This window comes from Brevundimonas vesicularis NBRC 12165, from assembly GCF_001592205.1.
GTDB classification, from domain to species: Bacteria; Pseudomonadota; Alphaproteobacteria; order Caulobacterales; family Caulobacteraceae; genus Brevundimonas; species Brevundimonas vesicularis.
Genome location: NZ_BCWM01000013.1, coordinates 82,512 through 106,406, shown reverse-complemented (window position 1 = coordinate 106,406; position 23,895 = coordinate 82,512). Strand labels below are relative to the sequence as shown.

The window sequence follows — 23,895 nt, the reverse complement described above, 5'->3', positions numbered from 1 at the left end:
TGCTCTATCCGGTTGAGCTATGGGCGCTCTGGCAAGACGTCAGGCGTCAGTGCGTCCAGGACTGTTTGCGGTTGGTGGCGAAATTGTCGGCATAGGCCTTGATGATCACCGGCGGATCGTTCGGCTCGTGCAAACGGAAGGCGATGCCGTGACGTTCGGCATATTCGATCGCTTCTTCCTTCGATTCGAAGCTCAGCCGAACCTGGCCGTTCATGTCGGTGGAGCTGGTCCAGCCCATCAGCGGATCGATGGTGCGCGCCGACGCCGGTTCGAATTCCAGCCGCCAGTCGCGGCTCTTGGCCTTGCCCGACTGCATCGCAGTTTTGGCCGGGCGGTAGATGCGAGCCAACATGGCGAAATCCTCAGTGACGGCAGGGCCTGTGACCCTGCCATAACGCGCGCCGGACATATGATCCAGCGGCCTTCCGTTGGTCGGGGCGAGAGGATTCGAACCTCCGACCCTCTGGTCCCAAACCAGATGCGCTACCAGGCTGCGCTACACCCCGGACCGAACGGAGCGCTCTATTGGCACTTCGCGACGCGATCCGCAATCAAGGCTTGAAATAAGGATGCAAAACTTTGTCGCCGGGCTTGGCGTTGATTTCGGCCGCCCGCCCTGCCCGCAGTTCCAAGACGCCGTTGGCGGCGCCATTGGAAGGGATCGGCGCCTCGGAGAAAGGCGTGGCGTGCGAAGCGATGGAGACGATCCGGCCCTGTGGATCGATATACAGAATGTCCAGCGAACTGGGCGTGTTGCGCATCCAGAAGCTTTGCTCGCGCGGCGCTTCGCCCGGCCATTGGAACAGCATCCCGCGGTCGGCCTCGAGCGGCGGACGGAACATCAGCCCCCTTTGGCGTTCGGGCTCTTCGTCGGCGATCTCGACCCAGAACTGATGCTCGCCCGACGTCGTCACGACGGCCAGCTTCTGCAGCGGCTCGCCATTTGGGCCGACCGGCGCCTTGGCCGCGCATCCAGCGAGCGCGAGCATAATAAGCCCCGCCATTGCAAAACGTCTTGTCGCCTTGAACATACGCCTCTCCTGGGCGCTCGATCAGTCGCCCGTTCTGATGTCTGCAACCACCAGACCCTTGGGCCCGTTGGCGAATCGCACCCGCACCGCATCGCCAGGAATCAGATCATCCAGGCCGCAGCGACGCAGGGTTTCGATGTGGACGAAGATATCGCCCGGCTCACGATCACGCACGACGAATCCGTAGCCCTTGGTCCGATTGAACCATTTGACCAGGGCGGTCTCCAGCTGTTCGTCACTTTCGGCGACCGGCCGCGGCGGCGGCGAAGTCACGGGTCGACGCACGGCGGGCGTCGCTTCGCCCTCGCCCAGGTCATGGATCTCGATCGTCTGCCAACCCTTGGCGCGTTTGACGCAGTCGCAGGTGATGGTCGCACCTTCGTCGGCCGCATCACGGCCGAGATCCCGCAGGCTGCTGATGTGCAGCAGGACATCTCTCGTTTCGGTCAGGGTCGGATCGTCAGGGACGATGAAACCGTAGCCCTTGACGGCGTCGAACCACTTCACGCGCCCAGTGACGCGAACGGTCTGCGCCGTTTCCGTCTCTCTAAAGTCAGACACTTAAAAAACCCCCGCCCGCGCCTCCAGCGGACTCGTTTTATATTTAACACCGTTCCGCGAAATTTTGAAAAGCGGAAAATGCGCGCCTATGCAGAAGCTTGCGTTTGGGGGAATACAGACGCGCATCGTTGGCACCGGCGAATGACCGCCAGTTTCGTCCGCAATCTGAGTTAAGCCTTTTCTCGGGAGCCTCAAAGGCTCAACCATAATACTGCCCGCGTGGCAGTCCCTAGGGGAGTCGAACCCCTCTTTTCAGGTTGAAAACCTGACGTCCTAACCGATAGACGAAGGGACCGCTGCGCGGGAGAGCCGGCGATATAGCCGCGCCCTCGGAGCGGTGCAAGCGTGGATTTTCAGTTTTTTGGAGCCGCCGTCAGATCATTCGAGGATCGGCGACATCCTCGATCTCGAACTGCACGCCCTTGCGGCCATTCCAGTCATCAGCCTTCAGCCGGCCCACAATGCTCAGCCCGCCCTGCCCCGACAGCAAGGCCTGGCCCGTCGGCAGATCGGCGCAGCGCCAGGCGATGGCCTTGACCGAAGCGCCATCCGGACCGACCAGCCGGCACCGCACGTGACCGCCATTCATGGCGACGGGTTCGCGGGCTTGAACGCCGCTCAGGGCGAAGCTGGGTTCAGGGTTGGCGGGGCCGAATGGGGCCAGACGCTCGAACGATTCGAGCAGATCGCGCGTCGCCGCCGCCGGGTCGATCAGCGCGTCGATCTCCAGCACATCGTGTGCGACAGCTTCGACCCTTTCGGTGGCAAGTTTAGCGTTCAGGAAGGCGGTCAGCTCGGACACGCGCGCACCGTCCATCGTCAGGCCTGCCGCCATGGCATGACCGCCGCCAGCGAGAAGGATACCGCTCTCCCAGGCCGCCTGGATCGCGCGTCCCAAGTTCATGCCTGGCTGGGACCGGCCTGAGCCCTTTCCGAGACCGGTGACGGGATCGACGCCGATGACGATCACCGGCTTGCGCCAGCGTTCGCGAAGCCGGCCGGCGACGATCCCGACGACGCCTGGATGCCAGTCTTCGCCCGCGACCACGACGACGGCGCTTTCGTCGGCATGGGCGCCGGTCGCCTCGACCCGACGAACGGCGGCGTCGGTGACGGCCCGCTCCACATCGCGCCGCGAGAGATTCAGTGCATCGAGTTCGATCGCCAGGGCCTCCGCCTCGGCCGGGTCGTCCGTCGACAGCAGCCGTGCGCCGAGGTCGGAGCGACCGATGCGTCCTCCCGCATTGATGCGCGGTCCCAGGATGAAACCGGCGTGATTGCTCTTGGCCGGTCCCGGTTCGGCGCCGGCCGCCGCCAACAGCGCCCGCAGACCCGGATTGCGCCAGTCGCTCATGACCTTCAGACCAAGGCCGGTCAGCGCGCGATTGAAGCCGGTCAGGCCGGTCACGTCGCAGATGGCGCCCAGGGCCGCCAGATCCAGCCACTGACGAATGTCCGGCTCGACCCTCTCGGCGAACAGGCCCCGCCGCCGCCCCTCCCGGTTCAGCGCTGCTAGAAGCACGAAGACAACGCCCGCCGCCGCCAGATTTCCTTGACCCGAGTTGCAGCCCGGCCGGTTTGGGTTGACGACCGCCAACGCCGTCGGCGGCTCGCTGCGCATCAGGTGGTGATCGATAACGACGACGTTAAGGGCGATGGCGGCCGCATGGGCCAGGGCTTCGTTCGCCGCCGCGCCGCAATCCACGGTAATGACCAGATCGGCGCCCGACGCCTTCAACGTGTCGAAGGCCTTGGCGCTTGGGCCGTAACCTTCGGTCAGACGGTCGGGGACATAGATCGACAGTTCGTGGCCCATCGCCCGAAACCAACGCATCAGCAGCGCCGCGCTTGAGGCGCCGTCCACGTCGTAGTCGGCGAACACATGAATGTTCGCCTTGGCCTGTAACGCGTTCAGGATCGCATCGGCCGCTGCGTCCATACCCATAAAGCTGGACGGGTCGGGAAACAGGGCGCGCAGGGTCGGGGTAAGGAAATCTTGGCCCTGGTCGGCGCGTACGCCCCGCGAGGCCAAGGCTCGGGCCAGCGGTTCTTCCAGGTTCAGGGTTTGCATGTGCGCGCGCGTCGTTGCGGCGTCGGCCGGACGTTGACGCCAGGCGCGCCCGGACAGGGATCGAGACACGCCGAGGAATGCGTTCAGTGTCTTTGCGCCGCTGTCGTCTGCCATCAGCGTATTATCGCGGGATTCTGCCTCCCGCGCGACCGCTCATCGCGCCGGGCGACGGTCGAGCGGCGGCGGAGCCTTGGCCCTATCACGCAGGCTTTGAGCGAAGGCCTCGATATCCGCCTGGGTCCGGACGGCGTCGGGCGACACCGGAACGGCGTTCACGGCCGCGCGTGTTTCGGCGGCGAGCGCCTCGGCGTCGCCGAGCGTCCAGTAGATGCGTGCGATCTCGCTGGTCAGCGTCGCGCTGTCGCCTTGGAGACGCTGCACATTTGACGCGACCTGAGTGACCGGCGGCAGATCGGTCGGCGCTGCCGGAAAGTCTTCCCAGCGCGGATAGCGCCGATTGGCGTCGACCAGTTCCTGGATACGCGGCGCCAGCGGCGAGACAGCCTCCGTCTTCGAGCCGGATGCGCCGATACAGCCGCTCAATGGCGTCGCGATCGCGACTGCGGCGATCAGGATCATCTTTTTCGAGTGCGACGCGTTCATTTCCTTGATGGTCTTATGCCATCATCGCGGTGCGCGGAAGGGCGGATGAACCGCCCTCTGACGCCGGAAGCGCGAAGGACGATCATGGCCAAGACTCCCAGAACGCCGGCGGACGCCCCCGATCGCCCCGCACGCAAAGCCGGACGTCCGACGTCCGCCAAGCCCCGCCCGCCTCGCCAGCCCAGGTCGAAACCTGCCGAAACGCGGGAGGCCGCCTCTGAAACCCATGCGGAGCCGACGCCTGAACCGACCGCACCAGCGTCCAACCAGGCCGAGGTGATCGAAACCCTGTCGATGAATCTGGCCAAGGCGGCCATGATGGCCCAGAGCGCGATCGCCGAGGCGGCGCTGACCCAGGCCGATCGGCCGGCCGCCCTTTCCGCCGATCCCTTCAACGTCGCGCCGGCCATGACGTCAGTCATGACCAGCCTGGCCGCCCAGCCCGACAAGATGATTCAGGCCCAGGCCGACCTGTTTGGCCGCTATATGCAGCTCTGGTCATCGACGGCGCGTCAGGCGGCCGGCGAGGCGCCCGATCCCGCCCCGGTCGACAAGCGGTTCAAGGACCCGGCTTGGTCCGAAAACCCCATGTTCGACATGATGCGGCGATCCTATCTGCTGACGTCAGACTGGATGAACGGCCTGATCGCCGGGGTCGAGGACGTCGATCCGACGCTCAAACGTCGCGCGCAATTCTTCACCCGCCTGCTGACAGACGCCTTCTCGCCGTCGAACTTTTTGGCCTCCAACCCCGTCGCGCTGAAGGCCTTGGCGGAAACCAGCGGCGAATCGCTGGTGAAGGGCATGCAGAACTTCGCCGCGGATCTTGAACGTGGCGGCGGATCGCTGCGCATCAGCCAGGCCGATTACGGCAAGTTCGTCGTCGGCGAGAACGTCGCCACGGCGCCGGGCCAGGTCGTCTGGCGCGATGAGTTGTTCGAACTGATCCAATACGCGCCGACGACCGAGACCCAGCACGAAATCCCGCTGCTGATCTTCCCGCCCTGGATCAACAAATTCTACATCATGGATCTGCAGCCGGCGAACTCGCTGATCGGCTGGCTGTCGGCTCAGGGCTTCACGGTCTTCGTCTGTTCCTGGGTCAATCCGGACAAGGACAAGGCCGGCCTCGGCTTCGACGACTATCTGGAAAAGGGCATCTATCGCGCGGTCGAGAAGACTCTGGAGCAGGCGGGAACCAAGCAACTGAATGCCGTGGGATATTGCATCGGCGGCACCCTGCTTGGCGCTGGTCTGGCGCATATGGCGGCCAAGGGCGACAAGCGCATCGCCGCCGCCACCTTCTTCGCCGCTCAACATGACTTCGCCGAGGCCGGCGACCTGCTGCTGTTCACCGACGAACACTGGATCGCCGAGATCGAGCGTCAGATGGATGCGGCGGGCGGCGTCTTGCCGGGCGCAGCCATGGCGGAAACATTCAACGCGCTGCGGTCCAACGACCTGATCTGGTCCTTCTTCATCAGCAACTATCTGCTGGGCAAGGATCCGCCCGCCTTCGACCTGCTGTTCTGGAACGCCGACCAGACGCGCATGCCCAAGGCGCTGCATCTGGACTATCTGCGTCAGATGTATGGGGCCAACGCCCTGGCCAAGGGGCGGTTCGAGATCGGCGGCCTGACGGCGGACCTGTCGAAGGTCGAGATCCCGCTCTATTTCCAGGCCAGCCGAGAGGATCACATCGCGCCGATGAACTCGGTCTACCGGTCCGCCAAACTGTTTGGCGGCAAGGATGTGACCTTCACCTTGGCCGGGTCAGGTCACATCGCCGGCGTCATCAACGCCCCCGCCGCAAAGAAGTATCAGCACTGGACCAACCCTGCCCTGCCCGCAACCTTGGCCGAATGGCAGGCTGACGCCGTCGAACATCCCGGCAGCTGGTGGGAGCATTGGTCGGCCTGGCTCGGCGCGCGTTCCGGCGCTCAAATCCCCGCCCGCGACCCCGCCAAGGGCCCACTCAAGCCCATCGAGCCGGCGCCGGGCAGCTATGTGAAAGTGAAGTCTTGAACCGTCTCGAACCCAACGCCCTGCTCGCCCTCAGCACAGGCGTCGCCTTGATCCTGCTGATCATGACGGCCAGCCTGTTCGGAGAACCGGGCAATACGGTCAAATATGTGATCTCGGCCGTCATCTGCGCGGCCGCCTTTGTCCTGCTCAACGAACGGATGGCGCGCGTGATGAAACGACCAGTCGCCCAGCCGCTGATCCACGTCAGCGCGCCGGGCACGGCGGTCTGGGCCGGACTGTTTCCACTGATCGTCATCGCCATGGCCTGCGCGCCCGTATTCTTCGTCGGTCACGACTATGGGCTGCTGGTGATCATCGCCTCGGTCATCTTCGGCCTGACCGTCGATTCAGCCGTGCGCGCGCGTCGCGCCTAGGCCGAGACGAACTTCAGCGCCACGCCGTTGTTGCAGTAGCGCAGCCCCGTCGGACGCGGACCGTCATCGAACACATGCCCCTGGTGTCCCAGGCAGCGTGCGCAATGATATTCGGTGCGTGGAATGCCGATGGCCAGGTCACGCTTCTTGCCGACATTGGCGGCGATCACGTCATAGAAGCTGGGCCAGCCGGTGTGGGAATCGAACTTCCACTGCGATCGGAACAGCGGCAGATCGCAGCCCTTGCAGACGAAGGTCCCGCGAGCGTGCTGATCGTTCAGCGGGCTGGAATAGGGACGCTCCGTCCCCTCGTGCCGCATCACGCGCCAGGAGGCGTCGCCCAAGCGTCGTCGCCAATCCGCATCGGACACCCGACGATAGGGCGAGGCTGCATACTGCCCCTCCCCGGCTTCGGACGTCTCAGGCGAACAGGCGGACAGGGCGAGCGCGCCGGCGCCCATTAGAAGGCCCCGGCGATGCAGGATCAGGGACTGGGTCATGTCCCTGATACGACGAAGGTCGCGGAATGGTTTCAGGGCTCAGACCAGCCCGGTCGCCTCATCCAGGCCCAGCATGATATTCAGGTTCTGCACCGCCGCGCCCGACGCGCCCTTACCTAGATTGTCGAGCAAAGCGACCAGCCGAGCCTGCTCGCCATTGCGATCGCCGAAGACATGCAGACGCAGTCGGTTGGTGCCGTTCAGGCCTTGGGGCTCGATGCCGGTCATGGCTTCGGTCTCCTCCAGGTCGGCGACCTCGACGAACCGCTGGCCGTCATAGGCCTCGACCAGGGCGCCGTGCAGCCGTTCGACAGAGGGGGTTTCCGGCAGGGCCGCCAGATGCAGCGGAACCTCGACCAGCATGCCCTGGCGGTAGTTGCCGACCGCCGGCGTGAACAGTACGTCTCGGCTCAGACCTGTGTGTTTGGTCATTTCGGGCACATGCTTGTGCCTCAGCGTCAGACCATAGGCGCGATAGGCGGTCGTAGCGCCCCCGCTGTCTTTTGGGGCCGCCTCGAACTCGGCGATCATGGCCTTGCCGCCGCCAGAATAGCCTGACACCGCATTGACCGTGACCGGATAGTTGGCTGGAACCAGACCCGCCTTCACCAGCGGCCGCACCAAAGCGATGAAGCCCGTGGGATAGCAGCCGGGGTTTGACACGAACTGAGAGCGCGCGATCAGCGCACGCTGCCCGGCATCCATTTCAGGAAAGCCATAAGCCCAGCCCGGCGCGACCCGATAGGCGGTCGAGGCGTCGATCACCTTGACCGATGGGTTGTCGATCATGGACACGGCCTCTCGGGCCGCATCGTCGGGCAAACACAGGATAACCGCATCGGCGCCGTTCAGGGCCTCACGCCGTGCATCCGCATCCCGACGTCTGTCGCCCAGCAGGATCAGCTTCAGATCCGGGCGCGCTTCCAGCCGCTCGCGGATTTCCAGCCCCGTGGTGCCGGCCTCGCCGTCGATGAAGATGGTATGGGTCATTTGTCTCTCCCGTCCCTTCTCCGCTTAAGGAGCAAAGGCGCAAGAAAAAGGGCGCTCCGGGTCTCCCCGAAGCGCCCCAAATCCAAACCGCGTAAACGCGATTAGCGCTTCGAGAACTGGAAGCTGCGGCGAGCCTTGGCGCGGCCATACTTCTTGCGCTCGACGACGCGGCTGTCGCGGGTCAGGAAGCCATGCGGCTTCAGGACCTTGCGCAGTTCCGGTTCGAAGTGCGTCAGGGCGTGCGACAGGCCGTGGCGGATGGCGCCGGCCTGGCCCGACAGACCCGAACCTTCGACGGTGCAGATCACGTCATACTGCGTGGCGCGGTCCGAGACGGTCAGCGGCTGAGCGATCATCATGCGCAGCACGGGACGAGCGAAATACTGCTCTTGGTCCTTGCCGTTGATGGTGATCTTGCCGGTGCCGGGCTTCACCCAGACGCGAGCGATGGCGTTCTTGCGCTTGCCGGTCGAATAGGCGCGGCCTTGAGCGTCCAGCTTCTGGACATAGACGGGCGCGTCGTTCTCGACCGAAGAGCTCAGGCCCTTCAGGGCGTCGAAGCCGGTGGCGGTTTCGGTGTTGGTCACGTCGGTCATGCTCAGACGCTCCGGGTGTTCTTGGGCGACGCCGACTTGAAGTCGATCGTTTCCGGTTGCTGGGCTTCGTGGTCGTGCTGGTTGCCAGAGAACAGGCGCAGGTGCGTCATCTGCTTGCGGGCCAAGGGACTTTCCTTGGGCAGCATGCGCTCGACGGCCTTTTCAAGCACGCGCTCGGGGAAGCGGCCGCCCAGAACCTTCTCAGGCGTGGTCGACTTGACGCCGCCCGGGTGACCGGTGTGGCGATAGTAGATCTTGTCGGTGTTCTTCTTGCCGGTGAACACCACCTTATCGACGTTGGTGACGACGACATAGTCGCCGCAATCGACGTGCGGGGTGTAATCGCCGCGGTGCTTGCCGCGCAGACGGTTGGCGATGAAGGTCGCAAGGCGGCCCACCACGACGCCTTCGGCGTCGATGTGGATCCACTTCTTCTCGACCTCGGCCGGCTTCAACGAAGCCGTAGTGCTCTTCAGCATGAGGGGGTTCCTGGAGACGAAAATCGGGTCCGGCCCCCGAGGGAACCGAATGAAGGCGCGCTGATACAGGAGACGATTGGTCGCGTCAACGCACACGACAACGCCGCACTCACCTCAACGTATTGTTAAAACACAGTTTTTCAAATACGGTATTAAAATACCCAGCGCAACTGGTGTGAGAAGCGTTACGGCGTAACACAAAACGTCATCAAACCATGATTATAGGCGGGCATCGCAACGGCGACAGCTTTGGAGCCCTTCATGATCCTTCATCGTCGTGGTCTGATCGCCACGGGCGCAGCCGCCGCCTTCTCGGGACTGGCGCGTCACGCCGCCGCTCAGACGGCGGGCGAAGAGACGTACGTCAACGAGGTCCATGGCTACGGACCTCTGCTGCGCGATCCCAATCGTCTGCTCGATCTGCCCGAAGGCTTTTCCTATCAGGTCGTCGCCCAGAGCGGCGACACGATGGACGACGGCCTGTTCGCTCCGGGGCAGCCCGACGGCATGGCCTGTTTCCCGCTTGAAGGGTCTCGCGTGGCCCTTGTCGTCAATCACGAGCTGAAGGGCTCCAGCGGCCTGCATCGCAACTTGGGTCCTGGCGGCCTTCGTGAGGAACGGCTTGACCTGCTGGACGCCAGCCGAGGCTACGACACCTACAAGAATGGCCGCCCGCTGCCCGGCGGCTGCTCCACCGTCATCTATGATCTGGCGACCCGCCAGATGGTCAGCCGGCATCTGACGCTGGCCGGCACCTCGACCAATTGCTGCGGCGGCCCGACGCCTTGGGGCAGTTGGCTGACCTGCGAGGAGACGCTGGAGACGCCGGCCGACGCCGATGTGACCAAGAGCCACGGGTGGGTCTTCGAAGTGCCGGCTACCGCGACCGGCCTGGTTGATCCCGTGCCTCTCAAGGCGATGGGCCGGTTCGATCACGAGGCCGTCTGCGTCGATCCCCGCACCGGCGTCGTCTATCTGACCGAAGACGACAACGCCGGTCTCTTCTATCGCTTCATTCCCAATGCGCCCGGCAAGCTGATTGAGGGCGGCCGGCTTCAGGCGATGGCCTGGAAAGACGCGCCCTCGGCCGACACGCGCAATCAGGACGGTCGCACCTGGGCTGTCGGCGACTGGAGGGAGATCGAATGGATCGATCTGGACGACGTCGAATCTCCTAATGGCGACCTGGCCAAGCGCGGTCATGCAGCCGGCGCGGCCTGGGTGGCGCGGGGCGAAGGCGTCTGGTGGGGCGAAGACGAACTGTATTTCACCGCAACTTCGGGCGGACCCATCCGCCGCGGTCAGGTCATGCGGCTGGTTCCCGGTCTGAACGGCGCGGCAGACCGGCTGCAGTTGTTCGTGGAAAGCACTGATCCAAAGACGATGAACATGGCCGACAACATCACCGTCGCGCCCTGGGGACACCTGATCCTGTGCGAGGACAACTACTCCTCGGACGTCCGCAACCACCTGAAAGGCGTCACGCCAGAGGGCAAGGTCTATACGATCGGCCGCAACGTCTTCACCGGCAACTCGGAATTCGCCGGCGCCTGCTTCTCGCCGGATGGCGAGGTGTTGTTCGTCAACATCATGTACCCCGGCATGACTCTGGCGATCAGAGGCCCATGGTCCTCGGTCCGGACATGAAGATGCGCGGCTGAGCCCGCAGCACCAACCATAGGTTCACGGTAGCCGTCGCCAGCACGATCGCGGCGCCTGCCTGGTGCAGCACGCCCAGCCACACCGGAACCGCGTGCAGCAGGGTCACGATCCCCAGCAGAGCCTGGAACCAGATCACACCCGCAAGCATGAAGGCGCCGAGCCCCATTCCTTCCGCCACGCGCCAGCGCCAGGCCTGGAAAGCATAGATGCTGACGGCGATCAGCAGACCATAGGCGACCAGTCGGTGATTGAACTGCGTGAGCGCCTGATCATGCAGGAAGGCGGCCGCGCCCAGGCTCCAGTCGGCAGGCGGCAAAACGGCGCCGTTCATCAGCGGCCAGTCGGTATAGACCAGTCCCGCATGACCGCCCGCAACCAGAGCGCCCAGCAGACATTGCAGAAAGACCGCGCCCAGCAGCAGGCCGGCGCCCCTCGCCCAACCCGACGGCGGGCGGCCATGATCTTCGCCATTCCAGGCCTCTAGCCCCGTCCAGATCAGGGCGGCGAACAGGACGAACGCCAGACCCAGATGTGTGGCCAGACGCTCGGGCGCCACGCTGACACGCTCGGACAGGCCGCTGGACACCATCCACCATCCAATCAGGCCTTGAAGGCCGCCCAGCGCCAGAAGCAGGACACAACGCAAGATCAGGCGGTTGGGCATCGCCCACTGGTGGAATACCGACCGGGCCGGCGCCAGACGGCACAGCAGGAAGACGATCAGCGGCAGGGCGAACACCATACCCACCAGGCGCCCGATCAGCCGGTGCAGCCATTCCCACCAGAAGATGCCCTGAAACTCGCCCAGGCTCATGCCGGCGTTGACCTGCGCGTACTGCGGGATCTGCTTGTACTTCTCGAAGGCCTCGGCCCACTGCGCGTCGTTCAAAGGCGGAATGGCGCCCATGATGGGCTTCCACTCCGTGATCGACAGGCCAGAGCCCGTCAGCCGCGTGATGCCGCCGATCACCACCATCAGGAAGACGACGGCGGCCGTGGCGAACAGCCATACGGCGACGGCGCGGTTACGATCTGGATTTCCGAAACGGTTCATTCGACGCCTGACACTGACCCGGATATGGTGTCGCGTGGAAAGAAGACCAGACGCGACCGGTGCGGTATGCCCGCCCCAAGCGACAAGATCGAGTCGGATTGAGTTAACGGCGCTGTCGCCGCAGGAGATCAGGGTTGCAATACGCCGATATCGCCGCCGCCGTCGCAGGCGGCCTGCTGCTGGCCTGGATCGCGGACCTTCTGACGGGCCGGCGCGGCTTCGGCGGCACAAGCCTGGTGTCCGGGATCGGCCTGGCCTGCGGATGGTTTCTGGCGGTGCGGGTCTTCGCGGTCAGCACGATGGACAGTTGGGTCTGGGTGCCGTGGGCGCTCGTGGGATCGGGCATCTGTCTGGTCGCCTTCTTCCTATTCCGGAACAAGCGCTGATGCCGCCGCGTCTGCGTCGCTTCGTCGCCGCGATCGGCGTGTTGCTCTTTCTCGTTTTCTGGGTCTGGGGCCTGATCGCCCTGCGCGGAATGCTGCCGCCGTCGCAGTGGATTGACTTCCTGTTCTTCGGCATCGGCGGGACCGCCTGGGGCTTGCCCCTCATCCCGTTGCTGCGATGGGCCGAGCGGGGCTGAGCGCCGAACGTGCCCCCAGATACGGCGATGGGGCCGCCCGCAAGGACGACCCCACCATCATCATTCTTTTTCAAGAATGGTCGGAGCGACAGGATTCGAACCTGCGACCCCTTGACCCCCAGTCAAGTGCGCTACCAGGCTGCGCCACGCTCCGAAGGCGCTCCCTATAGACGGGGGGATCGCTGTCCGCAAACGCTAAAACGACTTTTCCACCTACCGTGAAAGAACGGCGTCCAGACGCGCTTTGGCCTGCTCCAGATCGGCTAGAACCTGATGCAATTTCGAGGTTTCAGCCTGCGCGACATCGGAAGGCGCCGTAGAGAACGTGACATCGCCGTTGTCGATCAGTGCGGCGGCCTCCGCTCCGATCAGCTTTTTCAGCCCCTGTTCCTTGTGCAAACGCTGGACGCCGCGAATCGTCAGCCCGTCGTCGTGCAGAAGACGTTTGACCGCCTTCAGCACCGCGATGTCCTGAGGCCGATAAAAGCGCCGACCGCCGGCTCGTTTGACCGGCGTGACGAAATCGAACTTTGTTTCCCAGAACCGCAGGACATGCTGCGGCGCACCGACCTCTTCGGCCGCTTCGGAAATGGTTCGGAAGGCGTCGGCGCTCTTGGCCACCGCGATCAGGCCTCGACGACGGCGTCGTGAACCCGGCTTTTCATGATCTGTGAGGCGCGGAAGCTGATGATCCGGCGCGGATTGATCGCCGCCGGTTCGCCCGTCTTGGGATTGCGGCCCATCCGTGCGCGCTTCTCACGCACCTGGAAGACGCCGAAGCCGGACAGTTTCACCGTCTCGCCGCGTTCCAGCGATTCGACGATCAGTTCCAGGGTGCGCTCGACGAGGCTGGAGCATTCCTGACGCGACAGGCCGACCTCTTCATGCACAGCTTCGCACAAGTCGGCGCGCGTCACGGTCTGTTGGCCTGCCATCGTATCCCCGCTGTCATGCGATCCGCTCGCATCCATAGGGGCGCAAAGCCCCCGAAAAATCAATGCCTCGATGTCGATTAGAGCCGAAGCGCGCAGGCGCCCCAGGTCAGGCCGCCACCCATGGCTTCAAGCAGCACCATATCGCCCTTCTTGATTCGCCCGTCCTGGATCGCAGCGTCCAGCGCGAGCGGGATCGAGGCGGCCGAGGTGTTGGCGTGGGTGGCGACGGTGGAGATCACCTTGTTCTCGTCCAGACCCAACCGGTCGCCGACACCCTTGATGATTCGCTGGTTGGCCTGGTGCGGCACGAACCAGTCGACATCCGCGATCTGGATGTTGGCGGCGGCGCAGGCGGCGGTGATGCCTTCTGCGATGTTCACGACGGCATGACGGAAGACCTGGTTTCCAGCCATGCGCAGGTGGCCAACGGTCCCCGTCGTCGCCGGGCCGCCGTCGACGTAGAGCAGATCGGTCTTGGATCCGTCAGCGCGCAAGGCGAAGCCCAGCATGCCCTGATCGTCCGATGTCCCCTGCCCTTCGCGCGGTTCCAGCACCACGGCGCCGGCCCCGTCGCCGAACAGGACGCAGGTGGTCCGGTCGGTCCAGTCCATCAACCGCGTCATCTCCTCGGCCCCGATCACCAGAGCGCATTTCGACAGACCGCGCGCCACGAAGCCGTCGGCGACGCTGAGCGCATAGACGAAACCGGAGCAGACGGCTTGAACATCGAAGGCGATGCCGACGCCCGCACCCAGCTTGGCCTGGACGATCGACGCGACCGCCGGGAAGGTCATGTCGGGCGTCGTGGTGGCCACGATAATCAGGTCGACGTCGGACGCTGCCTTGCCCGCGTCGGCGAGCGCCTTCTTGGCGGCCTCGACCGCCAGATCGCTGGTCGGCTGGTCGTCGCGCGCCTTGTGACGCTGTTTGATGCCGGTGCGCTCCTGGATCCATTCGTCGGAGGTGTCGACGAACTTGGCCAGGTCGGCGTTGGTGACGATCTCGTCCGGCAGATAAGAGCCGACGCCTGTCACGGCGCTGCGGGTGACGATCACTGGAGGGGTTCTCCCACGGCTGCGGCGGGCTTGGCGGCATGGTCGAACACCGCGTCCAGCTTGCCCAGGTTGTCCCCCACCTTGCTCATATAGTCGCTGCGGGCCAGATCGACAGCGATGCGGATCGCGTTGCCGAATCCCTTGGCGTCCGCGCCGCCATGGCTCTTCACCACGATGCCGTTCAGGCCCAACAGGGGGCCGCCGTTGATGGCGCTGGGGTCGATCTTCTGGCGCATTTTCTTCAACGCCGGCATGGCGATGACGGCGCCCAGCTTGGATTGCAGGTTCGAGGTCAGGGCCTCTTTCAGCAGGGCCGAAATATAGCGCGCCGTGCCTTCGGCGGTCTTCAACGCGATATTGCCTGTGAAACCGTCGGTCACCACCACGTCCACCGTGCCCTTGGCGATATCGTCGCCCTCGACGAAGCCGTGATAGTTCAGATCGAACGGCCCGTCGCGTAGGATGGCGTGCGCCTCCTTGACCTGTTCGTTGCCCTTCATGTCCTCGGACCCGACGTTTAGCAGGCCGATTGTCGGGCGGGCGATGCCGCGCACCGCGGATTGGAACGCCTCGCCCATGATGGCGAACTCGATCAGTTGCTCCGCATCGCTGCCGATGTTGGCACCGACGTCCAGAACCGCCGTATGGCCCTTGAAGGTGGGCCAACTGGCGACGATGGCCGGACGCTCAAGCCCGGGCGCAGACATCCGCAGAATCAGTTTCGAGATCGCCATCAGGGCGCCGGTGTTGCCGGCCGAGACGACGCCGCCGGCCTGACCCGTCTTCACCGCTTCGATGGCGTTCCACAGGCTGGAGCCCTTGCCGCGGCGCATGGCCTGGGCCGGCTTTTCGTCCATGGCCACGACCTTGTCGGTGTGGCGGATCTCGCAGAGGTCCGCCGGCAGCCCGCAACGCGCCAGTTCCGGAACAATCTTGGCCTCATCGCCATGCAGCAGGAAGCGAACTCCCTCCCCGTCATGGGTCCGGATATAGCTGCGGATGCCGGGAACGACGACGGAAGGCCCGTGATCGCCGCCCATGGCGTCAAGCGAGATCGTAACTGGGGCTGGCAAATGGACCTCTTGTGGCCGCGTCGTCTTGTCGCGCGACGCTTGGCAGGATGCGCTGGACGATAGCGCCGACGCCGGGGGATGCAACCACCCGGCCCCTACGTCAACCTCAGCCTTGGTCGTCTTTGGATTTGAGCGCCTTCAAGGCCGCGAACGGAGAAATCTCCGTCGGCTCCTCAGGTTGCACGAACTCCGCGCCGGGCTTGCGCGGGAACGGATCAAGCGACAGCACCAATTGCTCGACCGCATATTGACCCAGATCGATCTTGCCGTCCTCGATCACGTCGGCGTCTTCTTCATCCAGCGTGACCTCGATCTCGTCGGTTTCCTCGGGCTTGGCTTCGACAAGCTGAATGGAGAACCGGCGATCCACATCGACTGGCAAGGGCTCCAGCGTCAGGCCGCAGGTCTGCACCGCATGTGCCGTCACCCTGCCCTTCATCGTCCATTCGCTGGTCGACGGCGTCGGCTTGATCTCCAGATCGACGACGAAATCGTCCAGACCCTGAAGATCAAGGCTGCGGGCGATTCGCTTGCGTGTCTCCGCATCAGGTTCCAGCCGGCGGTTCAGGCTCGCGCCGATCTGATTGACCCGCACCGTTTCACTGTAGGGGAGCGTCGCGCTCATCTCTTTCAAACTTCCGCCCAGGCCGGCGTCGCCAGCACCTTGTTGAAATCCTGCGCCGCCAAGGCTGCGCGTGTCGTCAGCGCATAGCGCGCCAATGTGTCCGCATGGGGCGCTTGCGGATCCGCATAGACATTCTTCGCCATAGCCTCGGCCAGAACCGCCGCATCGCCGGCGCGCAGCGGCTGCTCATAGGCGTTCATCCGGCCATACAGGGCCTCTCCCAGTTTACGCATCTTCTTGCCGACGGCGACGTCGCCCACGCCTTCCTCCCGCAAGACGTGATCCAGCGCCGAGACATAGACGTCGAAGACCGCCTGAGCCGCATCCTGGCCCTGAGCCGTGTTCTCATCGCGCAGCCGCAGCACCAGCAACAGCACATGCAGCGTGTAGAGTTCGAATCGCGCGTCGATGCGGTCATCGACCGCCAGACGCGTGTAGAAGGCCGAATTGCGGGCCTGGCTGACGGCCTTGGCGTAGAGATCGTCGCCGAGACGGACGCCGGATTGGGGTTTGAACAGGTTTTTCAGCATGGGTTCCAACGGCCCCTTTTCCGCCGCGCCGTTGAACTAGGACGCAGGTCCGTCTAGGTCAAAGACCTTGTTCTCTCGCAGGCGCCCGACCATGTCCCGTTTCGTCCCGCTTTTCGTCGCTGTTTCGCTGGCCGGCCTGTCCGCCGCCTGCGCCCCGACCATCGGCTCCAACGGCTTCCAGGCCATCGACGCCAAGCCGCAAGACGTGGTCGCCGGCACCGACACCAAGGAAACCGTCCTCGCCAAGCTGGGTTCGCCTTCCACCACCTCGACGTTCGAGCCGGATCAGGTCTGGTACTACATCAGCCAGACGACCGAAAAATACACCTACAACCTGCCCAAGGTTTCGACGCGCACCGTGACAGAAATCACCTTCGTCCCGCAGGGCGATCAGGTGGCGTCGGTCCGCACCCTGGGCCTGACGGATGGCGAGCAGATCGCCATGAACCGCAACGAGACGCCGACGCGCGGTCGTGAGCTGACGGTCCTGGAACAACTGCTGGGCAACGTCGGTCGTGGTCAACTTCCCCGCACCGAGGACGATACACCCGGCCAGCGCCGCCCCGACTAAGGCGGCTCTTTCCCCAAAACACAGGCGCCCCGGAGATCGCTCTCCGGGGCGTTTTCGTAATGGCTGTGGTTTAGCCTAGCCGATGGTCCCGCTCGCCAGCACCGCCAGCAGCAGCAGGGCGACGATGTTGGTGATCTTGATCATCGGGTTCACCGCCGGACCCGACGTGTCCTTGTAGGGATCGCCGACCGTATCGCCGGTCACGGCCGCCTTGTGGGCTTCCGAGCCCTTGCCGTGGACGACGCCGTTCTTGTCGGTGAAGCCTTCCTCGATCACCTTCTTGGCGTTGTCCCAGGCGCCGCCGCCCGACGTCATCGAAATGGCGACGAACAGGCCGGTGACGATCACCCCCATCAGCATGGCGCCGAGAGCGGCAAAGGCGTTCGCCTTGTCCGAAATGCCCAGCACCGCGACGAACAGGACGATCGGCGACAGCACCGGCAACAACGACGGCACGATCATCTCGCGGATCGCCGCCTTGGTCAGGATGTCGACCGCCCGACCGTATTCCGGTTTCACCTGATAGGTCATGATGCCGGGATTCTCGCGAAACTGGCGCCGAACCTCCGCAACGACCGATTCGGCCGCCCGTCCCACCGCCATCATCGACATGCCGCCGAACAGGAAGGGCAGCAGTCCCCCGAACAGCAGGCCGACGACGACGTAGGGATTGGTCAGATCGAAGGCGATCTCCCCCATACCCGCGAAGAAGGGATAGTCCGCCGGGTTGGCCGAGAAATACTGCAGGTCCGACGTATAGGCGGCGAACAGCACCAGCGCGCCGAGGCCCGCCGAACCGATGGCGTAGCCCTTGGTCACGGCCTTGGTCGTGTTGCCCACGGCGTCCAGGGCATCCGTCGAATGCCGCACGTCGCTGGGCAGACCCGCCATCTCGGCGATGCCGCCGGCGTTGTCGGTCACGGGTCCAAAGGCGTCCAGCGCCACGATCATTCCGGCGACGCCCAGCATGGTCGTGGTGGCGATGGCGATGCCGAACAGGCCGGCCAGTTGGAAGCTGGCCACGATGCCGACGATGATCGTCAGCGCCGGCAGCGCCGTCGCCTCCAGCGAGACGGCCAAGCCCTGAATGACGTTGGTGCCGTGCCCGGACACCGACGCGTTGGCGACCGATCGCACCGGACGGAAGCCGGATCCGGTATAGTATTCGGTCACGACCACGATCGCCGCCGTAACGGCCAAGCCGACCATACCGGACCAGAACAGCGCCATCGGCTGGATTTCCAGACCGCTAGCCGTCACGATCGGCCCCGTCACCATCTGGTCGATCACCCACCAGACCGCACCGATGGACAGGACGCCGGTGACGATGAGCCCTTGATAGAGGGCGCCCATGATGTTGTTCGACTTGCCTAACCGCACGAAGAAGCTGCCGATGATTGAGGTGACGATGCACACCGCGCAGATCGCCAGCGGCAGCACCATCATCAGATTCACATAGGGCTGCCCCCTGAAGAAGATCGCGGCCAGCACCATGGTCGCGACAGTCGTCACGGCATAGGTCTCGAACAGGTCGGCCGCCATGCCGGCGCAGTCGCCGACGTTGTCGCCCACATTGTCGGCGATGGTCGCGGCGTTGCGAGGGTCGTCTTCGGGAATACCCGCTTCGACCTTGCCCACCATGTCGCCGCCCACGTCGGCGCCCTTGGTGAAGATGCCGCCGCCCAGTCGCGCGAAGATCGAGATCAGCGAGGCGCCGAAGCCCAACGCCACCAGCCCGTCGATCACCTCGCGGCCTGTCGAGGCCAACCCCAGATGCTGTGTCAGCACAATATAGTAGCCCGACACCCCGATAAGAGCGCCGCCTGCCACGAACATGCCGGTGATGGCGCCTGAGCGGAACGCCAGGTTCAATCCCTTGGCCAAGCTTTCTGACGCCGCCTGCGCCGTGCGCACATTCGCCCGCACCGAGATCAGCATCCCGGCATAACCGGCCGCGCCAGACAGGACGGCGCCGATCAGAAAGCCGATAGCGGCATAGATTCCGATCAGGAAATAGGCGGCGATCAGGATCACGATGCCGACGATGCCGATGGTCAGATATTGCCGCTTCAAATAGGCCGAGGCGCCTTCCTGGATCGCGGCGGCGATCTCTCGCATCTTGTCGTTGCCAGTGCTCGCCTTCATCAACACGGCGGTCTGCGCGGCGCCATACAGCACCGCCAGCACACCGGCCGCGAAGACCAGCGTAAGTGAGTTCGTCATTGGCGTTTCCATGCCCTTGCAAACAGGCGCGCAGGCCTTGGCGCGGTCGGGCGTTATCGCCTCTGTCCGCCTTCCGGTCCCCCCGCACGCGGCGAACGCGTCAGTGCGTTCTTTGGGATTTGCAAAGGGAGCCTGTCATGGCAGGCGGAGTGACGCAACAGCGGTCGGTCAGCCCGTTCAGCGGGCGGTCTGCATGCCCGTTCGGCGACGCGGCGACTGGCTGACGACCTCGACGCGCCGGACGGAGCCGCGACCCGAGATCGCCGCAGACGCCGCCACCAGCGAGGCGGACAGGGCCCGCTCGTCCAGCCGTGTCCAGTCGCCGGGCACGGTGAAGGGCGTCTTGTGGGCCGCGCGAACGACGGCGTCGCGGAAGAAGGCTTCCTTGGGCTTCATCTGCTCGACGGTCTTGCCGGCGCCCAGTTCGAGCCTGAGGGCGACGAATACGTAGTTCCGCAAACGCCCACCCTCGATGACGGGCAGGCCGAGGCCTGCGATGCTCAGGGCCGCAGGCGCAGAGTCCGTTTCGCTGCCGGAGGCGGCGGCGCGACTCGCCACGGTGCCGGTCAGGGCGGCGGTTCCGGCGGCGATCAGGGTTCTACGGTCCATGACGACATCCTGCCGGACGGGCGTTAGGATTCCCTTGCCGGGTCAGCCGTGGGTCCAGCCGTTTCTGGCCATCGGCACGGGCTGACCGTCGTAAAGGACCGTCAGGCCCTGACCTGCGGTGACTTCGCCGATGCGGGTCAGGCGAACCAGTCGCCGCTCGGCCTCGCGACGCAGGGCGTCTTCGTGGCGCGGATGGGCGGTGAACGTGATCTCATAGTCATCGCCGCCACTGGCCAAGTCTTCGAGCGACAACTGCGGATCGACCCGATCGTCGAACCAGGCCTGGGCGGCCGCAGACAGGGGCAGGACGTTCAGATTGAGCGCCACACCGACCCTGCTGGCCTGCGCGATATGGGCCAGGTCGGCAGCCAGGCCGTCCGACACATCGACGGATGCTGTAGCGAACTCGCGCACGATGTCGGCGAAGTCAGTCCGTGGCGTCGGCATCCGGTAGTGGCTGATCAAGGCTTCCATACGCTCGGGCGCCAGAGCCAGTTGTTCTTGCGCCGCCTTGAGCCCCAGAAGCCCGTCCCCGATCACGCCGGTGACGAAGACGAGGTCGCCGACCTGCGCGCCTGCGCGAGAAACGGTCTTGCCCGTCGCCGCCCATCCCAGGGCCGTCAGAGAGAAGGACAGCGGGCCGGGCGTCCTGACCGTGTCCCCGCCGAGCAGATGAACGCCGAACCGCGCCTGATCCTCGGCCAGCCCGGAAGCAAAGGCCTCGCGCTCGGGCCAGCCGCAGCGTTCCGACCAGAAGCAGGCCAGCAGATAGCCGAACGCCTCGGCGCCCTTGGCGGCGAGGTCCGACAGATTGACCCGCAGCAACTTCCTGGCGACCGTGTCCAGCGGATCGTCGGGCAGGAAATGCACGCCCTCGACGATGGCGTCCTTGGTCAGGACGAGGTCATAGCCGGGCCGTGACGGCAGCGCCGCCACATCGTCGGCCAGCCCCCTGCCCCACTCGGGATGGGCCAAGGGCTTGAACAGCCGCTCGATCGTCTCGAATTCGCCCGCGACGTCGAGCGCCGGCATTATTTGCGGGTGTCTTTGGCCACGCCGTCCAGCGCCGCGTTGACGAAGCGCGCCTCGGCGTCATCGAAGAAGGCCTTGGCCAGTTCGACATATTCGTCGATCACGACCTCGCGCGGGGTCTCGGGATGCTTGATCAGCTCCCAGGCGCCCGAGCGCAGCAGGGCGCGCAGGGTGGCATCGATCCGCTCCAGCTTCCAGTTGGAGGCCAGGCGGGCCTTGATGGCCGCGTCGATGTCGCGCTGGCTTTCGATCACGCCACGCACGATGTCGGCGAAATAGGCCTCGTCGGCCTCGGCCAGGGCTTCGCCCTCGATGTCCGTGTCGAAGCGGAAGTTGGAGAATTCGGTGATGACCGTCTCCACGCCCTCGCCCGCCAGTTCCATCTGATAGAGGGCCTGGACGGCGGCGAGACGCGACACGGTGCGGGCGCGACGCTGTTTGGAGCTCAGATTGGGCTCGGCGCGCTGCTTTTCGGCTTCGGCGAGTTGTTCGAGGACGGCTTTGACGCTGTTCGGTTCAGTCATGCGCCGACGCCATGACGCAACCGCTTCTTCAATGCAATGAGGTCCAGGCACGCCTTGGCGGCGCCGCCGCCCTTATCCCCTTCCGAAAGACGGGCCCGATACCAGGCCTGATCTTCGTCCTCGGTCGTCAGGATGCCGTTGCCGATGATGACGCCCTTGACGCCTAGCGCCATGATGCCGGCCGCCGACTGATCGGAGACGATCTCGAAATGGTAGGTCTCACCACGGATGACCGTCCCCAGCGCCACATAGCCGTCATAGCGGGGTGCGGTCGGGAAGCGGCCAGCCTCCTCGGCCAGGGCGATGGCCGGCGGCACCTCCAGCGCGCCGGGCACGGTGATGACGTCGAAGTCGGCGCCGCGCGCCTTCAGCGTCTCCTTGGCCCCTTCCAGCAGGGCGTCGGCCAGGTCGTCGTAGAAGCGCGCCTCAACGATCAGAATACGGGGGGCTTCGGTCACGCCTTTATTTCTCCATCCATGTCGCGCCAGCCGACGATGCGCAGGCCGTAGCCTTCAAGCGCAGTCGGCTCGGGTCGCGTCGAACTCATCACGATCATGTCCCTGACACCCAGGTCCAGCAGGATCTGGGCCCCCACGCCATAGGCGCGCAGCGATCGATCCATCGCCGCCGGCTTGTCCGCGCCCGCCAGCCGTTCGGCCAGCGAGGTCAGCGACGGATCGCGTAGGAAGACGACGACGCCGGGTCCGTCATGGTCGGTGATCTGTTTCAGGGCGCTGGGCACATAGTCCTGGCGCGCCTCGACGTGGCCCAGCAGGTCGCAGGCGAAGTCCACCTGGTGCATCCGCACCAAGGTCGGTTTGGCCGGATCGATGCGCCCCTTGACCAGGGCCACATGCTCGGCGCCCTCAATGGTGTTCTTGTACAGCATCAGGCGGAACGGTCCGCCGTGAACGCTCTCGAACGGCGTATCCATGATCCGTTCGACGAAGCGTTCGGTGCGGCGACGATAGGCGATCAGGTCGGCGATGGTGCCGATCTTCAGCCCATGCAGCTGGGCGAAGGCGACCAGATCAGGCATCCGTGCCATCTCGCCGTCGTCCTTGATGATCTCGCAGATCACCCCGGCGGGGGTCAGGCCGGCCATGCGGCTGATGTCCACGGCCGCCTCGGTGTGGCCGGCGCGGACCAGAACGCCGCCGTCGCGCGCGACCAGCGGGAAGATGTGTCCCGGCGAGACGATGTCGTCCATGCCCTTTGACGCGTCGGTCGCTACATGAATGGTGCGCGAGCGGTCGGCGGCGGAAATGCCGGTCGTCACGCCGTCCTTGGCCTCGATCGAGACGGTGAAGGCGGTCTTCATGCTCTCGCGGTTGTCGGCGGCCATTGGCGGCAGGCGCAGTTGCTGGGCGCGCTCGGCGGTCAGGGCCAGGCACACCAGCCCGCGCGCCTGGCGGATCATGAAATTGATCTGGTCCGGCGTCGCGAACTGGGCGGGGATGATGATGTCCCCTTCGTTCTCGCGATCCTCGGCGTCCACCAGGATGTAGGGACGGCCGTTGCGGGCGTCCTCCAGAATGTCCTCGATGGGACTGATCGGGCTGTCGTTCATGTTCGCGGCCAATTGCATCACGCGGTCTCCTGCCATCGCGCGAGGTATCGCGCCAGCATGTCGATCTCCAGATTGACGGGATCGCCCACTTTCAAGCGGCCCAGGGTCGTCACGTCCCAGGTGTGAGGGATAATGTTCAGCGAGAAGACCTGACCCTCGACGGCGTTTACGGTCAAGGACACGCCGTCCACGGTGATCGACCCCTTGGCGGCGATATAGCGATGCAGAGGCGTGGGGGCCTCGACCTCGATCCGGTGCGATCCGCCTTCGGGCGTGATCGAAACCACCCGCCCAAGACCATCGACGTGGCCGGACACGACATGGCCGCCCATCTCGTCGCCCAGCTTGGCGGCCCGCTCCAGATTGACGCCGTCGCCCGTCTTCCAGGCGCCCAGGGTGGTCTTCGACAGGGTCTCGTTCGACACCTCGACGGCGAACCAGCCGGGGCCCTTTTCGGTCACCGTCAAGCAGCAGCCCGCGTGGCTGATGGAAGCGCCCAGGTCGATGCCGTCGATGTTCCAGGCGGTCTCGATCTCGTAACGGCGGTCGCGATCGGTCTCGCGGACCTCGCGGACGCGGCCGATGTCGGTGACGATGCCGGTGAACATTTGGACTCTGGACC

29 protein-coding genes and 3 tRNA genes are annotated in these 23,895 nt (G+C 64.9%); 6 read left to right on the top strand and 26 right to left on the bottom strand.

Annotated features, from left to right (window positions below; all coding sequences use genetic code 11):
* Positions 1 to 46: 46 nt before the first annotated feature.
* The 7 genes from BVE01S_RS11855 to BVE01S_RS11825 form a co-directional block, all read right to left on the bottom strand.
* A complete protein-coding gene (locus tag BVE01S_RS11855) occupies positions 47 to 352 on the bottom strand; it encodes an ETC complex I subunit (RefSeq protein WP_039245189.1) in 306 nt (101 codons plus the stop codon).
* A gap of 77 nt (positions 353 to 429) precedes the next feature.
* A tRNA-Pro gene (locus tag BVE01S_RS11850) sits at positions 430 to 506 on the bottom strand.
* Between the two features lie 45 nt (positions 507 to 551).
* Complete coding sequence (locus tag BVE01S_RS11845) at positions 552 to 1,031, bottom strand: DUF192 domain-containing protein (RefSeq protein ID WP_066627783.1); 480 nt, start codon at positions 1,029 to 1,031, stop codon at positions 552 to 554.
* A gap of 21 nt (positions 1,032 to 1,052) precedes the next feature.
* Complete coding sequence (locus tag BVE01S_RS11840) at positions 1,053 to 1,592, bottom strand: cold-shock protein (RefSeq protein ID WP_045811719.1); 540 nt, start codon at positions 1,590 to 1,592, stop codon at positions 1,053 to 1,055.
* A 220-nt stretch (positions 1,593 to 1,812) separates the two neighbouring features.
* Positions 1,813 to 1,887: transfer RNA gene (locus tag BVE01S_RS11835), tRNA-Glu, on the bottom strand.
* A gap of 78 nt (positions 1,888 to 1,965) precedes the next feature.
* On the bottom strand, positions 1,966 to 3,777 hold the full coding sequence (recJ, locus tag BVE01S_RS11830; protein WP_066627780.1) for a single-stranded-DNA-specific exonuclease RecJ: 1,812 nt from the start codon (positions 3,775 to 3,777) through the stop codon (positions 1,966 to 1,968).
* 39 nt (positions 3,778 to 3,816) lie between these two features.
* On the bottom strand, positions 3,817 to 4,266 hold the full coding sequence (locus BVE01S_RS11825) for a hypothetical protein (protein ID WP_066627771.1): 450 nt from the start codon (positions 4,264 to 4,266) through the stop codon (positions 3,817 to 3,819).
* 84 nt (positions 4,267 to 4,350) lie between these two features.
* Between BVE01S_RS11825 and phaC the strand changes: the two genes are divergently transcribed.
* Together phaC and BVE01S_RS11815 are read left to right on the top strand one after the other, a co-directional pair.
* A complete protein-coding gene (phaC, locus tag BVE01S_RS11820) occupies positions 4,351 to 6,291 on the top strand; it encodes a class I poly(R)-hydroxyalkanoic acid synthase (protein ID WP_088582954.1) in 1,941 nt (646 codons plus the stop codon).
* Positions 6,288 to 6,665 carry a hypothetical protein gene (locus BVE01S_RS11815; protein ID WP_066627767.1) on the top strand — a complete coding sequence of 126 codons (378 nt, stop codon included), beginning with the start codon at positions 6,288 to 6,290 and terminating at the stop codon, positions 6,663 to 6,665. The genes phaC and BVE01S_RS11815 overlap by 4 nt, the downstream gene beginning before the upstream one ends.
* Here BVE01S_RS11815 and msrB read toward each other — a convergent pair.
* The 4 genes from msrB to rplM form a co-directional block, all read right to left on the bottom strand.
* The gene (msrB, locus tag BVE01S_RS11810; RefSeq protein ID WP_066627765.1) at positions 6,662 to 7,165 is read right to left on the bottom strand and encodes a peptide-methionine (R)-S-oxide reductase MsrB; all 504 of its coding nucleotides are present in this window, start codon (positions 7,163 to 7,165) and stop codon (positions 6,662 to 6,664) included. The genes BVE01S_RS11815 and msrB overlap by 4 nt on opposite strands.
* Before the next feature lie 39 nt (positions 7,166 to 7,204).
* A complete protein-coding gene (gene argC / locus BVE01S_RS11805) occupies positions 7,205 to 8,155 on the bottom strand; it encodes an N-acetyl-gamma-glutamyl-phosphate reductase (RefSeq protein WP_066627763.1) in 951 nt (316 codons plus the stop codon).
* A 101-nt stretch (positions 8,156 to 8,256) separates the two neighbouring features.
* Complete coding sequence (rpsI, locus tag BVE01S_RS11800; protein ID WP_017503896.1) at positions 8,257 to 8,751, bottom strand: 30S ribosomal protein S9; 495 nt, start codon at positions 8,749 to 8,751, stop codon at positions 8,257 to 8,259.
* A gap of 2 nt (positions 8,752 to 8,753) precedes the next feature.
* The gene (rplM, locus tag BVE01S_RS11795) at positions 8,754 to 9,230 is read right to left on the bottom strand and encodes a 50S ribosomal protein L13 (RefSeq protein ID WP_055809236.1); all 477 of its coding nucleotides are present in this window, start codon (positions 9,228 to 9,230) and stop codon (positions 8,754 to 8,756) included.
* Positions 9,231 to 9,491: 261 nt separating this feature from the next.
* Here rplM and BVE01S_RS11790 point away from each other — a divergent pair, with 261 nt between their 5' ends.
* Positions 9,492 to 10,877 (top strand): alkaline phosphatase PhoX, encoded by a 1,386-nt coding sequence (locus BVE01S_RS11790; RefSeq protein ID WP_066627803.1) that lies wholly within the window; start codon positions 9,492 to 9,494, stop codon positions 10,875 to 10,877.
* Here BVE01S_RS11790 and BVE01S_RS11785 read toward each other — a convergent pair.
* On the bottom strand, positions 10,846 to 11,946 hold the full coding sequence (locus BVE01S_RS11785) for a COX15/CtaA family protein (RefSeq protein WP_066627761.1): 1,101 nt from the start codon (positions 11,944 to 11,946) through the stop codon (positions 10,846 to 10,848). The two genes, BVE01S_RS11790 and BVE01S_RS11785, sit on opposite strands and share 32 nt — an antisense overlap.
* 134 nt (positions 11,947 to 12,080) lie before the next feature.
* Here BVE01S_RS11785 and BVE01S_RS11780 point away from each other — a divergent pair, with 134 nt between their 5' ends.
* On the top strand, positions 12,081 to 12,332 hold the full coding sequence (locus BVE01S_RS11780) for a hypothetical protein (protein WP_017503900.1): 252 nt from the start codon (positions 12,081 to 12,083) through the stop codon (positions 12,330 to 12,332).
* A complete protein-coding gene (locus BVE01S_RS11775; RefSeq protein ID WP_017503901.1) occupies positions 12,332 to 12,526 on the top strand; it encodes a DUF2842 domain-containing protein in 195 nt (64 codons plus the stop codon). Before BVE01S_RS11780 ends, BVE01S_RS11775 begins: the two co-directional genes overlap by 1 nt.
* A 77-nt stretch (positions 12,527 to 12,603) precedes the next feature.
* On the opposite strand, the gene BVE01S_RS11770 is transcribed toward BVE01S_RS11775, so the two are convergent.
* The 7 genes from BVE01S_RS11770 to BVE01S_RS11740 all read right to left on the bottom strand — a co-directional run bounded on the left by BVE01S_RS11770 (position 12,604) and on the right by BVE01S_RS11740 (position 16,744).
* Positions 12,604 to 12,680: transfer RNA gene (locus BVE01S_RS11770), tRNA-Pro, on the bottom strand.
* Positions 12,681 to 12,739: 59 nt separating this feature from the next.
* Positions 12,740 to 13,147 carry a MerR family transcriptional regulator gene (locus BVE01S_RS11765; protein ID WP_066627759.1) on the bottom strand — a complete coding sequence of 136 codons (408 nt, stop codon included), beginning with the start codon at positions 13,145 to 13,147 and terminating at the stop codon, positions 12,740 to 12,742.
* Between the two features lie 5 nt (positions 13,148 to 13,152).
* The gene (locus BVE01S_RS11760; protein ID WP_066627800.1) at positions 13,153 to 13,461 is read right to left on the bottom strand and encodes an integration host factor subunit alpha; all 309 of its coding nucleotides are present in this window, start codon (positions 13,459 to 13,461) and stop codon (positions 13,153 to 13,155) included.
* Between the two features lie 77 nt (positions 13,462 to 13,538).
* A complete protein-coding gene (locus BVE01S_RS11755) occupies positions 13,539 to 14,516 on the bottom strand; it encodes a beta-ketoacyl-ACP synthase III (RefSeq protein ID WP_066627757.1) in 978 nt (325 codons plus the stop codon).
* On the bottom strand, positions 14,513 to 15,556 hold the full coding sequence (plsX, locus tag BVE01S_RS11750) for a phosphate acyltransferase PlsX (RefSeq protein WP_066627755.1): 1,044 nt from the start codon (positions 15,554 to 15,556) through the stop codon (positions 14,513 to 14,515). Before plsX ends, BVE01S_RS11755 begins: the two co-directional genes overlap by 4 nt.
* A 139-nt stretch (positions 15,557 to 15,695) precedes the next feature.
* Entirely contained in the window at positions 15,696 to 16,214 is a 519-nt protein-coding gene (locus BVE01S_RS11745; protein ID WP_066627746.1) for a YceD family protein, read from the bottom strand.
* A 5-nt stretch (positions 16,215 to 16,219) separates the two neighbouring features.
* The gene (locus BVE01S_RS11740; protein ID WP_066627743.1) at positions 16,220 to 16,744 is read right to left on the bottom strand and encodes a ubiquinol-cytochrome C chaperone family protein; all 525 of its coding nucleotides are present in this window, start codon (positions 16,742 to 16,744) and stop codon (positions 16,220 to 16,222) included.
* Positions 16,745 to 16,835: 91 nt separating this feature from the next.
* Between BVE01S_RS11740 and BVE01S_RS11735 the strand changes: the two genes are divergently transcribed.
* Entirely contained in the window at positions 16,836 to 17,315 is a 480-nt protein-coding gene (locus BVE01S_RS11735; RefSeq protein ID WP_017503908.1) for an outer membrane protein assembly factor BamE, read from the top strand.
* Between the two features lie 75 nt (positions 17,316 to 17,390).
* On the opposite strand, the gene BVE01S_RS11730 is transcribed toward BVE01S_RS11735, so the two are convergent.
* From BVE01S_RS11730 to BVE01S_RS11700, 7 genes are all read right to left on the bottom strand, one after another.
* Positions 17,391 to 19,538: a sodium-translocating pyrophosphatase gene (locus tag BVE01S_RS11730; protein ID WP_066627741.1), complete on the bottom strand. Its 2,148-nt coding sequence runs from the start codon at positions 19,536 to 19,538 to the stop codon at positions 17,391 to 17,393.
* Between the two features lie 177 nt (positions 19,539 to 19,715).
* Complete coding sequence (locus BVE01S_RS11725; RefSeq protein ID WP_066627738.1) at positions 19,716 to 20,147, bottom strand: hypothetical protein; 432 nt, start codon at positions 20,145 to 20,147, stop codon at positions 19,716 to 19,718.
* A 42-nt stretch (positions 20,148 to 20,189) separates the two neighbouring features.
* A complete protein-coding gene (gene thiL / locus BVE01S_RS11720) occupies positions 20,190 to 21,179 on the bottom strand; it encodes a thiamine-phosphate kinase (protein ID WP_066627736.1) in 990 nt (329 codons plus the stop codon).
* On the bottom strand, positions 21,179 to 21,703 hold the full coding sequence (nusB, locus tag BVE01S_RS11715) for a transcription antitermination factor NusB (protein ID WP_066627734.1): 525 nt from the start codon (positions 21,701 to 21,703) through the stop codon (positions 21,179 to 21,181). Before nusB ends, thiL begins: the two co-directional genes overlap by 1 nt.
* Entirely contained in the window at positions 21,700 to 22,161 is a 462-nt protein-coding gene (gene ribH, locus BVE01S_RS11710; RefSeq protein ID WP_017503913.1) for a 6,7-dimethyl-8-ribityllumazine synthase, read from the bottom strand. The genes nusB and ribH overlap by 4 nt, the downstream gene beginning before the upstream one ends.
* Positions 22,158 to 23,291 carry a 3,4-dihydroxy-2-butanone-4-phosphate synthase gene (ribB, locus tag BVE01S_RS11705; protein ID WP_205678501.1) on the bottom strand — a complete coding sequence of 378 codons (1,134 nt, stop codon included), beginning with the start codon at positions 23,289 to 23,291 and terminating at the stop codon, positions 22,158 to 22,160. The genes ribH and ribB overlap by 4 nt, the downstream gene beginning before the upstream one ends.
* Positions 23,291 to 23,881: a riboflavin synthase gene (locus tag BVE01S_RS11700; RefSeq protein ID WP_066627732.1), complete on the bottom strand. Its 591-nt coding sequence runs from the start codon at positions 23,879 to 23,881 to the stop codon at positions 23,291 to 23,293. Before BVE01S_RS11700 ends, ribB begins: the two co-directional genes overlap by 1 nt.
* Positions 23,882 to 23,895 lie beyond the last annotated feature (14 nt).